We start from the raw sequence: 11,771 nt of genomic DNA on the forward strand, positions 1-11,771 counted from the left end.
GCGCGGCAGATCGCGCCGCCGCGGCGTCGTGTCTGGGGATGGCGGAGGGCGATTCCCGCCGTTGGCGATCGTGTCAGCGGCCGTAGGGACAGGCCGGGCGGCCGCAGGACACCGCGGAGCGTGGGGCGACATAGGCGCCGCATTCCGGGCATTTCTCCATATCTTCCGCCTCCATGGCCGGGGCGGGCGCGCCGGCACTGCGCGCGGACGCGCCGCCGGCTGCGCCGTCGCGCCGTTCGTGCTGAGGGGGTGCGTCCTGGCGACGGGCGGCGTTGCGGGCGCGGCCGATCTCCTGCACACGGTTGACCCAGCGCCAGCCGAACCAGACCGCGCCGATCACCAGCGCAAGAAGAATAATCTTGGACAAGGACATCATCGCCGGAACCCGTCTGATCTCCCGCGCATTCAGCCCGCAGGTGACGGGAAGTCAAGGAAATAGACGGGGGAGTGGAAGGTGGCGGGACCGCCGCGAGAGCATGCGGCGGTCCTGCGATAGCGACAGGCTTACTTGGCGGCGATGGCCGGGTGCCAGTTGTAGACCGGGACGACGCCATAGGTACGGGTCATGTCGGCCTGCCGCACGCTGCGCACCAGAACCTCCGTCCCGGTGGCGACGCGGATGTCGGTGCCGAGCAGTCCGCAATCCTCCGGCACGATGTTGATGCACTGGGTGGCGTCGACCCGGCTCAGCACGATGTCGAAGGGCAGGCCGTTGACGGCATAGACGCCGAGCAGGCCGGGGGCGGAGGTCGCCGTGCGCAGGGTCACCACGCCGGCCGGCAGCGCGCGGTCGCTGGCCGCGGTCGGACGCTGGTTGTGGCTTTCGTCCCAAACGGGCTTGCCCGAGGAATCCAGCTTGGACTGGGCTGCAGCGCCGCCGCTGAAACCGGAGAGGGCCAGGGTCGCGCCGCTCACCGCCGCCAGGGCCAGAATCGCCATCCGAAACCGCGACATCGTTATGCTCCGTACTAGTGTCTGTTCTTTTTGTCCGCCCGGGCCACATGGAACGGCCGGGCATCGCCCTATTATATGGGATCCGATCAGCGGCGTCGCTCTAGCCCAGAAAGCCTAATGTGTTCGGTCAAGGTCATGCTGTGCAGTGGTGGTGCCGACAGTTCGCTCTGGACGCCGGTTCGATGCTTGTGAATGATGTTTCTTGCATCCGTTGCCGAACGGGTTTCGATAAATACGCTTCGGTTGTGAAGCTTTCGCCCCGATCTTTCCCTCGGGCGGTGTGTAGGAGGGTTTTCGCGGCATGGCTGCGCTTTCTGCTGATGATCGAGGCGGCGCGATGATGGTCCCCAGGGATGAACCGATGCTGGAAACCGCTCGCCTGATCCTGCGGCCGACCCGGGCGGACGATTTCGATGGCTGGGCGGCGATGATGGCCAATCCGGAAGGAACCGAGTTCATCGGTGGCGTGCAGTCGCGTCCGGTCGCCTGGCGCGGTTTCCTGTCGATGGCGGGCGCCTGGTCGATCCAGGGCTTCGCCATGTTCTCCGTCATCGAGAAGGAGACCGGCCGCTGGGTCGGCCGGGTCGGGCCGTGGGTGCCGGATGGCTGGCCGGGGCCGGAAATCGGCTGGGCGATCATGCCGGATTGCTGGGGGCGGGGCTATGCGGTCGAGAGCGCTGCCGCAGCCATCGATTGGGTGTTCGACCATCTCGGCTGGACCGAAGTCATTCACACCATCCATCCCCGCAACACGGCCTCGCAGGCGGTGGCGCGCAAGCTGGGGGCGGAGGTGCGCGGGTCGACCTTGCTGCCTGAACCGGTCAACCCGCCGGAGGCGGATGTCTGGCACCAGACGCGCGAGGAATGGCGCGCAAGGCGGCGTATTGCGGAAGGCATATTGCTCTAAAGCCATGCGCCCCACCTTACCGGTGTCGGGAGCGGCAGTGCCGGACTTAAAATTTCCGAGGCAATCGCCGATTCTTGTGCATTTTCACTAGAATTTTTGCGGATTGCCTATGCTATTGGTTTAGCCGTTGCATTCCATTCGCAGCAATCCTATTGGCTGACCGATTGCAGGAGGGGCCCGTAAATGGCCAAGGAACAGGCACTCGCCCTCATTAAGCGCCTCGCCACCGACGGCGAATTCCGTAATCAGCTGAACGCCCTCGATATTCAGGGCAAGCAAGCCCTGCTGGCACAGAGCGGGTTCGGCGGTGTCCTTCCCGACCATGTCCACAGCGCCGCTGTCGACGCCTTCAACTCCCTGACGGGCAAAGAGAGCGGTCTGGACAGCGCCGTGGCGGTCGAGTCGATTGCGACCGCCGCCTCGGCCTCGGCGACGTCGGCTTCCGCCACCTCCGCTTCTGCCACTTCGGCGTCTGCGACCTCCGCCTCCGCGACCTCTGCCTCTGCCACTTCGGCCTCGGCCACGTCAGCTTCCGCCACCTCCGCGTCGGCATCTCCGGGCCCCGCCTTCTCCGCCTCCGCGCAGTCGGCATCCGCCTCCGCTTCGGCGTCTTCGGCGTCGGCGACCTCCGCGTCGGCGACCTCCGCTGCTGCGCAGTCGGCGTCCGCCGTTCCTGCCCCGGCCTTCTCGGCAGTCGCCGCTCCGGCGTCGGCATTCTCGGCTGCCGCGCAGTCCGCGTCGGCTGTTCCTGCTCCGGCCTTCTCGGCAGTCGCCGCTCCGGCGTCGGCGTTCTCGGCTGCTGCGCAGTCCGCGTCGGCTGTTCCTGCCCCGGCCTTCTCGGCGGTTGCCGCTCCGGCGTCGGCGTTCTCGGCTGCTGCGCAGTCCGCGTCGGCTGTCCCGGCTCCGGCCTTCTCGGCGGTTGCCGCTCCGGCGTCGGCGTTCTCGGCTGCTGCGCAGTCCGCGTCGGCTGTTCCTGCCCCGGCCTTCTCGGCGGTTGCCGCTCCGGCGTCGGCGTTCTCGGCTGCTGCGCAGTCCGCGTCGGCTGTCCCGGCTCCGGCCTTCTCGGCGGTTGCCGCTCCGGCGTCGGCGTTCTCGGCTGCTGCGCAGTCCGCGTCGGCTGTTCCTGCCCCGGCCTTCTCGGCGGTTGCCGCTCCGGCGTCGGCGTTCTCGGCTGCTGCGCAGTCCGCGTCGGCTGTCCCGGCCCCGGCCTTCTCGGCGGTTGCCGCTCCGGCGTCGGCGTTCTCGGCTGCCGCGCAGTCTGCGTCCGCTGTTCCGGCCCCGGCCTTCTCGGCGGTTGCCGCTCCGGCGTCGGCGTTCTCGGCTGCCGCGCAGTCCGCGTCGGCTGTTCCGGCCCCGGCCTTCTCGGCGGTCGCCGCTCCGGCTTCCGCTCATTCCGCATCGGCGCAGTCCGCTTCGGCGACGTCCGCTGCGGCCGCTCCTGGGGCGTCGGCCTCCGCATCGCAGGGCCCGGCAGCGGCTGGCGACGATCCCAAGACCGAGGCGTAATCGCATCGGGGCCGGCCTATCCTCACGGGAGACGGCCGGCCCCTCTTTGTCCTTATGCGCCCCGCGTCCCGCGGGGCGACAATCCATCTCCCTCCGAACCGGCCGGAACCGCGAGTCCTGATCCATCCCATGGCTGACAGCGCATCGCCCGACACCGTCTATCCGGAGTTCCCCGGCATCCGCCTGGGCGACACCGTCCACCGCGCCGCCAAGCGCTTCTTCATCGGCACCCACCGCACGGCGACGCCGGAAGAGACGCTGGCCCGCATCTCGCCCCATTTCGCCCGCTGCGGCATCACGCGGCTGGCCGACGTGACCGGGCTGGACCGTCTGGGCATCCACACCGTCATCGGACACCGGCCGAACAGCCCGACCCTGTCGGGCAGCGCCGGCAAGGGTTTCAGCCTCGCCGCCGCGACGGTCTCCGCCGCGATGGAGGCGATCGAGTTCCACCATGCCGAGCATCTGCGCCTGCCGCATGTCGAGGCGGCGTGGAACGACCTGCCGGCCGACGGACGTATCCCGCTGGACCGCTTGCCGGGAACCAAGCACGGCTCCTTCCGTCCCGACCGGCCGGAGATCTGGACCTGGGGCTGGGACCTGATCAGCGGCCGTCCGGTCGCCGCTCCCTGGACCTCGGTCGGGCTGCACAGCATGCCGCCGGGGACCAAGCCGGGCGCGCGCAGCTTCTACGCCATGGGCACCAACGGGCTGGCCAGCGGCAACCACATCCTGGAGGCGGTCGCCTCCGGTCTCTACGAGGTGATCGAGCGCGACTCCGTGGCCTGCTGGCGCTATGCCGGCGACCGGCTCAACTGGCCGACGCCGCGGGTCGATCTGGACAGTATCGACGCGCCGACCGTGCGCGACCTGCTGCACCGGTTCGAGCAGGCTGGCATCCGTCCGCTGCTGTTCGACGTCACGACGGACCTGGGCGTGCCGAGCTACATGGCAATCGTCTATGACCGCGAGATGCGCAAGACCGGCATGAACCGCGGCTATGGCAGCCATCTGGAGCCGGCGGTCGCCATGTGCCGCGCCCTGACCGAGGCGGTGCAGTCGCGGCTGGTGCTGATCGCCGGTTCGCGGGACGACTTCTTCCGTCGCGATCTGGTCCGCAACCAGAATGCCGATGGCAATGCCGAGATCGCGGCGCTGGAGGCGACGCCGATCAACACCGACGGGCGCCGCCACCGGAACCACGCCACCCCGACTTTCGAAGGCGACATCACCATCCTGCTGACCGTGCTGCACCGCGCCGGGATCGAGCAGGCGCTCGTCTTCGACCTGACCCTGCCGGAGATCGGCATTCCGGTGGTGCGGGTTCTGGTGCCGGGGCTGGAAGGCTACCAGTTCGACTTCTACACTCCGGGTGCCCGGCCGCTGGCTTTCGCGGACGCTCTGAAGGCGCATGCGTCTCAGGCGCAAATGGGGGCGCAAATGGGATCGGTCGCATGAAGATCTGTGTGTTCCTGGGCCCCACCATGCCGGTGGAGGATGCCCGCGCGATCCTGCCGGATGCGGTGTTCCTGCCGCCGGCGGCGCAGGCCGACATCATCAGCGCCATGACCATCCACCGGCCGGACGTGATCGCCCTGATCGATGGGGTGTTCGGCCAGTCGCTGTCGGTCTGGCACAAGGAGATCCTCTATGCCCTGCACAAGGGCGTGGCGGTCTATGGCGCGTCCAGCATGGGCGCCTTGCGGGCGGCCGAATGCCATCCCTTCGGCATGGTGCCGGTCGGCGAGGTCGCGCGCGGCTATGTCGATGGCCGGCTGACCGGCGACGACGAGGTGGCGCTGGCCCATGCCGGTCCTGAAGACGGCTGGCTCCCGCTGTCGGAGCCGCTGGTGAACCTGCGCGCCGGCATGGCGGCGGCGCTGACCGCCGGGGTGGCGGACCGGACCCTGCACGACCGGGTGATCGTCGCCGCCAAGGGGCTGTACTTCACCGAACGCACCCGCGACCGCATCTTCGCCGAAGCCGGGCTGAGCGGGGAGGAAACGGACCGGCTGCAGCGCTTCCTGGAAAGCGGCGGGATCGACCAGAAGCGCCGCGATGCGGAGGTTCTGCTCAGCCATCTCGGCAGCCTCATCATGCCGCCGCGGCCGGCGCCGTTCGACTTCAACGCGTCCCATTATTTCGATGTCCTGTACGAGCGCGACCGCCGCGTCTGCCATGGCGGCAACACCGTCCCGCTGTCGGAGATCGCCTCCCACGCCGCCCTGCATCGGCCGGACTTCGCGGAAATCAACAATGCCGCACTCGGCCGCCTGCTGATCCGCCAGTTCGCGGAGGTGATGGGCGTCACGGTGGACGAGACGGCGGTGCGGACGGAAACCCGGCGTTTCTGCGCCATGCGCGGACTTGTGGGGGCGGACGCGCTTGCCGACTGGTGCCGCCGCAACGACCTGACCGATGACGAGTTCAGCGAGCTGATGACCGAGCTGGCCATCGAACGGGCGATGCGGCTCTGGCTGGTCCCGCGCCGTTTCCTGGCGCGGACGACGAAGCCGGTGCTGAACGAACTGCGCCTGCGCGGACTCTACGAATCCACCGCCGAAGAGGCGGCGCTGGTCGAGCGGGTGATGGAGCTGCATTTCGGCGACGCCAGCCGCCAGCCCAAGGAAACGGTGGAGCAACTGCTGGCCGAGCATGTCGCCAGCACCGCCTGCCGGGTTGATGCGCCGGCCGACGTCTGGTCGTATGAATATGGCTTCAAGGACCTGCTGGACCTGCGCATCGACCTGATGCGGGCCAAGCAGGTGCGCGACCTGTTCCGCCAGCTGGCGGTTGAGGCGGAAGCGGCGTTGGCTCAGGCGGTGCCGCAGGAGCCCGCTGGAGAGGCGATGCCGGAAGAGGAGATGCAGACGTGACGAACGCTGAGGTGACCATCCGCGTGCCGACCCCGTTGCGCGGCTTCGTCGGCGGGCGCGATCAGGTGACGGTGCCGGGCGCCACGGTGCGTGAGGCGCTGGCGGCTTTGACCGCCGGGCAGGATGCCTTCCGCGACCGGCTGTTCACCGCCGAGGGCGACCTGCGCCGTTTCGTGAATGTCTATCTCGGCCGCGACGATGTCCGTCGGCTGGGCGGGCTGGAAGCGGCCTTGCCGGCCGGCGCCACCCTGACCCTGATGGTCGCCCTGGCCGGCGGTTGAGGAGCCTCGCGTCATGAGCCTGAAGGACCGGCGTCTCGCCGAACTGCGCGCCCGCATCGCAGAAGTCGCCGCTACCGACGCGCTGGCCCTGCAACGGGACGGTGCCCTGCTGGTCGATGTCCGCGAGGATGAAGAAACGGCGACCGGCAGCCCGGCCGGTGCGCTGCGCCTGCCGCGCGGTTTCCTGGAGTTGCGGATCGAAGAGAAGGTGCCCGATCCGGCGCGTCCCCTGCTGCTGATGTGTGCCGGTGGCACCCGGTCGCTGTTCGCGGCGGAGGATTTGCTGCGGCTGGGCTATCGGGATGTGCGGTCGGTCGCCGGCGGCTTTTCCGCCTGGAAGGCCGGCGGCCTGCCGGTTGAGGTGCCGCCGCAGCTCGACGCCGCCCAGCGCGAGCGCTACCGCCGCCACCTGACCATGCCGGAGGTGGGGGAGGCCGGACAGCACAGGCTGCTGCGCAGCCGTGTCGCCCTGATCGGCGCCGGCGGGCTGGGCTCGCCCATCGCACTGTATCTCGCCGCCGCCGGGGTCGGGCGCCTGACCCTGATCGACGACGACCGGGTCGAGCGCAGCAATCTTCAGCGCCAGATCCTGCATGCCGAAAGCCGGCTGGGCCAGCGCAAGGTGGAGAGCGGTCGCACCGCCCTGCTCGACCTCAACCCGACCATCGAGGTGGTGTCGCACGATACGCGGCTGGAGGCGGCCAATGTGCTGGAACTGCTGTCCGGGCACGATGTGGTGGTCGACGGGTCCGACAATCTGCCGACGCGCTATCTGGTCAACGATGCCTGCCTGCGGCTGGGCGTGCCGAACGTCTATGGTGCCATCTTCCGCTTCGAAGGGCAGGTGTCGGTGTTCGGCGGAGGGGCGCCGGGCGTGCGGCCCTGTTACCGCTGCCTGTTCCCGGAACCGCCGCCGGCCGAATATGCACCGTCCTGCGCCGAAGCCGGCGTTCTGGGCGTGCTGCCCGGCGTCATCGGCACAATCATGGCGGCCGAGACGATCAAGCTGCTGCTCGGCCTCGGCGAACCGCTGGCTGGCCGGCTGCTGCTCTATGACGGTCTGCGCGGTGAGTTCAACGAGATCACGGTTCCGGTCGATCCCGATTGCCCGTCCTGTTCGGCCGGGGCGCATCCGGAATTGAGCGACATTGCGGCAGTGTGCGCGGGGTGACGGAGAGCGGCGGCGTATTCCCTGTCCCGCAATCGGACCGGTCCTTTGTTGGCCCTGGGGTCGGCCCCGGGGTCAGCCCTGGAGTCGACCGGGAGCGGGGCAGGGCGTTAAGCCGCCGTCTTCTGGACGATGACGCTCTGGACCAGCTTCTTCAGGGCAACGAAATCGACGGGCTTGGTCACCAGTTCGGTCGCACCGATGTCCAGGGCGCGGCGGCGATTTTCGGTGTCGCCATAGGCGGTGACCATGATCACCGGCACATGCGGCGCTTCTGCACGAAGACACCGCAGGAAGTCCAGTCCGCTCATCCCCGGCATATTGATATCGCTGAGGACAAGAACAGCTTCCGGTTGCAGGCCGGTGTTCAAGCTTTTGAGCGCCTCTTCACCAGACGTGGCGAAATGAAGCACCAGTTCACCACGGCGCAATTCTGCGCGAAAGCGCTGGCGAAACAGATCCTCGATATCCGGTTCGTCATCGACGACGAGGATTCCCAGGGTCATGTCTTTCGGCGCTCCCCTAGCGACATGGCCGTCACGGTTCGTGGCAGCGTGATCGTAAACTCGGCATGCTCGTTTTCGATGCTGGATACGTCGAAACGGCCCCTGTGTTGATGTACCACGATGTCGTAGCTGAGTGAAAGTCCTAAGCCGGTTCCTTCACCGGTAGGCTTCGTGGTGAAAAACGGAGTGAAAAGCTTTTCGATCACTGCGGTAGTCATGCCGATGCCATTGTCGCGAATTCTTATGGAAACGTCCGATCCTCTCGTTTCGGTTGTGATTGTCAGTGCCGGTATGTAAGCAGGATCGCCGCAGGTCAGCTGTTTTTTGCGGACGGCGTAAAAGCTGTTCGTGAACAAATTGACCAGCACACGCGAGATGTCCTGTGGAACCAGCTTCACTTCGCCCGCCGCCGCGTCGAATCGGCGGTCCAGAGTCGCGTTGAAGCTGCGGTCCTGGGCGCGCACGGCGTGGTAGGACAGGGCCAGCGCCTCCTCCACCAGAGCGTTCAGGTCGGTGCTTTGCCATTCGCCGCCGCCGCCGCGCGAATGGGCCAGCATGCTCTTGACGATGTTGTCGGCCCGCCGGCCATGGTCGGCGATCTTGCGCAGGTTGCTTTGCAGGCTGTCGACCAGATCGTCCACGTCGGTGCGGGTCGCTCCCTCCAGATGGTCGTTCAGCGGCTCCAGCAATTCCAGCAGCTCGTCCAGCAGTTCGCCCGACAGTTCGGCGAAATTGTTGACGAAGTTCAGCGGGTTCTTCAACTCATGGGCGATGCCGGCGGTCAGTTGGCCGAGCGAGGCCATCTTCTCCTGGACGATCAGCTGCTGCTGGGTCTCGCGCAGCTCCTTCAGGATCGCCTCGGCCCGCTCCTTGGCCTGGCGAAGCTCATCCTCGATGCGCTTGCGGTCGGTGATGTCGTGGTGGGTGATGACATAGCCGCCGTCCGCCCGGGGAGCCGTGCGGATGTCCAGGATGCGGCCGTTCGAGGGAACCTGGCGTTCGGAATTGATGACGCCCTTGACCAGGAAGCGGGTGCACAGCTCCGCCACCGTCTCCTCGCAGGGGACGTCGCCGTAATCGCCGCGCCGGTGGTTGTAATGGAGGGTTTCGGCCACCGGGGTGCCGGGGGGAAACATGCCGGGGGGATAGTCCCACAGACGGAAATACTCGCTGTTTGCGCCCTCCAGCCGCAGGCCGCGATCCAGCATCAGCACGCCGTTGGGCATGGCGTCGATGGCCGCCTGCAACAGTTGCCCCTGATGCGGGATCTCGGCATTGGCCGCCTGGGGACGCATCTGGGTCAGCATCTCCATCACCGCGGGCGCGCCACCCCAGTCCACCGGTTCGAGCAGCTGGTCGAACCACTGGATGCTGGTGTCGGCCCGATGGCGCTTGATGCGGCGGGCCAGCGGCTGGATCGGGCCCTGCTGGCAGCGGGCATAGGCGTTGCGCTCCGCCATCCGGGCGTCTTCCGGAATCAGCGCCATGATGTCGGGGAGGGCCATCACCTCCCCGACCGACTCGTAGCCCAGCAGGCGGGCAAGCGTGCCGCTGCAATGGAGGATCACGCCGTCGCGGTGGACGATCAGGCCGGGCATCGCCGCGACCAGCTGGTCGTGGTAGTTCTGCGCTCGGTCCAGCGAGGCCACGACCGACTCCTCCGGGGAGTAGGACGACAGCGGGGGCAGGGCTCGCAGCAGATCGGCTTTGTCGTCCATAAGTGGGTCCCGAAGATGTCGTCCGCAGGGCTCGGTCACTGATCCGAAAGGGTCAGGGGGCGTCCAGTGGCAGCCGCAGGATCACGCAAGTCCCGCGGCCGACCTCGCTGTCGATGTCGATCTCGCCGCCAAGCTTGCCGGTCACGAGATTGAACACGGCATACAGCCCTAACCCCATGCTGCCGGCGCCGCGGCGGGTGGTGGTGAAGGGCTGGAACAGCCGCGGCTGGATGTCGGCGGGGATGCCCCGGCCGTTGTCGGACACGCGCAGCTCCACCCGCTCGTCGCCCATCATCCGGACCGAAACCGTGACCTGTCCCGGACGGCGGATGCTGTCCTCCGGCTGATCGCTCTCGCTTACACCGAAGCCGACGGGGGCGGGCGCCGCCTCGAAGGCATGGGCGAAGGCATTGGTCAGCAGGGCCAGCAGCACCTCGGTCAGCGCACCGGGATAGGTGTCGAGCGCCAGCCCGTCCGGGCATTCCAGCACCAGCTCATGTCCGGCGGCGGCCGGCTGCACCTGCACCGCCAGCACGATGTCCGACAGGTAGTCGCGCAGGCCGACACGGCTGCGCGGCGAACTGGCCTTGCCCTCCGTCACCAGCTTCAGGCTCTGGATCAGGGCGGCGGCGCGTTCGATGTTGGCGACCAGCAGGGTGGAGACCTCGCTGGCGGTGCCGACATAGTCCTGGAAGTCGCTCTTGCGCAGCTGGCCGCCGTTGAAGGTCATGATGATCCCCTCCGACGCCGTCTGCAAATGGGTGGCGGCGGTCAGGGCGATGCCGACGGGGGTGTTGATCTCGTGCGCGACGGCGGCGATCAGCTGGGCGATCACCGCCATCTTCTCCGCCCGGATCAGATCGGACTGCATGCGCTCCAGGTCGGCCAGCGCCTGTTCGGCCGAATCCTTGGCCCGGCGCAGCGCTTCCGCCTGAACCTTGCGCTCGGTGATGTCGTAGAGCCAGACGATGAAGACCGGCTGGTTCTCGTAGCTGGTGCGGTCGACGGACATCGCCATCCACACCGTGCGCCCGTCCTCGCGCACATAATGGATCTCGTCCGACACCGATAAGGCGTCGATTCCGGATGCCCGGTTCGGCAGGCGTTCCTGGACATGGCGGAACAGGGTGGGGGCGCAATGGTGCTGGAGCGTGTCGGCGGGGACGCCGAACAGGTCGGTGCAGCGCTGGTTGCAATAGACCGGATCGCCGGCTTCGGTGATGATGGCGACACCGATCGGGCTGCCGTCCAGGACCCGGCGCATGCGGGCGGCCTGGGCGCGCGACGCCGCCTCCGCCGTGCGGGTTTCCTGAAGTGCGTCGCGCAGGCGGCGCACGGACTGGCAGGCCTCCAGCGTCTTGTGGATGGTGGCTTCCAGGTCGGCGAAGTCGATGGGCTTGATGATGAAGTCGAAGGCGCCGCGGTTCATCGCCGCGCGCACATTGCCCAGATCGCCATAGGCCGACACCATGACGGCGCGGATGTCGGAATTCACCTGCGGCAGATGATCCAGCAGGGTCAGCCCGTCCATGCCGGGCATGTTGATGTCGCTCAGCACCATGTCGATGTCGGGCCGGGCGCGCAAGGTCGCCAGCGCCTCCTGCCCGTCATGGGCGAACAGGAATTCCAGTTCGCCGGTACGGACGGCGCGGCGGAAGCGCTGCAAGATCAGCGTTTGGACGTCCCGCTCGTCGTCGACAACCAGTATCTTGCCCATCCCGCCTTCCTACCGCCAACCCGCCGGACAGGCGGGCCGTTCCGTCGGAGCCGCGTCATACGCCGATCCGTGGGCCTCACCATAAGCGCGCATCGCCCGAACGGGAAGGGCCGTGGCGTATGGCACCCCATCGGTTGT

At 67.8% G+C, this 11,771-nt stretch carries 11 protein-coding genes; 6 read left to right on the plus strand and 5 right to left on the minus strand.

Features of this window, described 5'->3' with window-relative positions; genetic code table 11:
- Positions 1 to 73 precede the first annotated feature (73 nt).
- Both ABNQ40_RS19945 and ABNQ40_RS19950 read right to left on the minus strand, forming a co-directional pair.
- Positions 74 to 373: a hypothetical protein gene (locus ABNQ40_RS19945; protein WP_247880214.1), complete on the minus strand. Its 300-nt coding sequence runs from the start codon at positions 371 to 373 to the stop codon at positions 74 to 76.
- 131 nt (positions 374 to 504) lie between these two features.
- Positions 505 to 954, minus strand: a complete 450-nt coding sequence (locus ABNQ40_RS19950; RefSeq protein ID WP_109051636.1) for a hypothetical protein — start codon at positions 952 to 954, stop codon at positions 505 to 507.
- A 361-nt stretch (positions 955 to 1,315) separates the two neighbouring features.
- Between ABNQ40_RS19950 and ABNQ40_RS19955 the strand changes: the two genes are divergently transcribed.
- The 6 genes from ABNQ40_RS19955 to moeB all read left to right on the plus strand — a co-directional run bounded on the left by ABNQ40_RS19955 (position 1,316) and on the right by moeB (position 7,695).
- Entirely contained in the window at positions 1,316 to 1,861 is a 546-nt protein-coding gene (locus ABNQ40_RS19955; protein ID WP_247880024.1) for a GNAT family N-acetyltransferase, read from the plus strand.
- 183 nt (positions 1,862 to 2,044) lie between these two features.
- Positions 2,045 to 3,367, plus strand: a complete 1,323-nt coding sequence (locus tag ABNQ40_RS19960; RefSeq protein ID WP_391348673.1) for a hypothetical protein — start codon at positions 2,045 to 2,047, stop codon at positions 3,365 to 3,367.
- A gap of 129 nt (positions 3,368 to 3,496) precedes the next feature.
- Positions 3,497 to 4,825, plus strand: a complete 1,329-nt coding sequence (locus ABNQ40_RS19965) for a YcaO-like family protein (protein ID WP_109047277.1) — start codon at positions 3,497 to 3,499, stop codon at positions 4,823 to 4,825.
- Entirely contained in the window at positions 4,822 to 6,243 is a 1,422-nt protein-coding gene (locus ABNQ40_RS19970) for a TfuA-like protein (protein ID WP_109047276.1), read from the plus strand. Before ABNQ40_RS19965 ends, ABNQ40_RS19970 begins: the two co-directional genes overlap by 4 nt.
- Entirely contained in the window at positions 6,240 to 6,524 is a 285-nt protein-coding gene (locus ABNQ40_RS19975; RefSeq protein ID WP_161958122.1) for a MoaD/ThiS family protein, read from the plus strand. The genes ABNQ40_RS19970 and ABNQ40_RS19975 overlap by 4 nt, the downstream gene beginning before the upstream one ends.
- Positions 6,525 to 6,537: 13 nt before the next feature.
- Entirely contained in the window at positions 6,538 to 7,695 is a 1,158-nt protein-coding gene (moeB, locus tag ABNQ40_RS19980) for a molybdopterin-synthase adenylyltransferase MoeB (protein WP_109047275.1), read from the plus strand.
- Between the two features lie 107 nt (positions 7,696 to 7,802).
- Here moeB and ABNQ40_RS19985 read toward each other — a convergent pair whose 3' ends face one another.
- Genes ABNQ40_RS19985 through ABNQ40_RS19995 form a run of 3 tightly spaced genes read right to left on the minus strand, consistent with a single transcriptional unit; the run spans position 7,803 to position 11,633 of the window.
- The gene (locus ABNQ40_RS19985) at positions 7,803 to 8,198 is read right to left on the minus strand and encodes a response regulator (protein WP_109047274.1); all 396 of its coding nucleotides are present in this window, start codon (positions 8,196 to 8,198) and stop codon (positions 7,803 to 7,805) included.
- Positions 8,195 to 9,916 carry a PAS domain-containing sensor histidine kinase gene (locus tag ABNQ40_RS19990; protein WP_109047273.1) on the minus strand — a complete coding sequence of 574 codons (1,722 nt, stop codon included), beginning with the start codon at positions 9,914 to 9,916 and terminating at the stop codon, positions 8,195 to 8,197. Before ABNQ40_RS19990 ends, ABNQ40_RS19985 begins: the two co-directional genes overlap by 4 nt.
- A 52-nt stretch (positions 9,917 to 9,968) precedes the next feature.
- Positions 9,969 to 11,633, minus strand: coding sequence for an ATP-binding protein (locus ABNQ40_RS19995; protein ID WP_109047272.1), 1,665 nt, complete (start codon positions 11,631 to 11,633; stop codon positions 9,969 to 9,971).
- Positions 11,634 to 11,771 lie beyond the last annotated feature (138 nt).

The sequence above is a fragment of the Azospirillum sp. A23 genome (genome assembly GCF_042938965.1).
GTDB lineage: Bacteria > Pseudomonadota > Alphaproteobacteria > Azospirillales > Azospirillaceae > Azospirillum > Azospirillum melinis.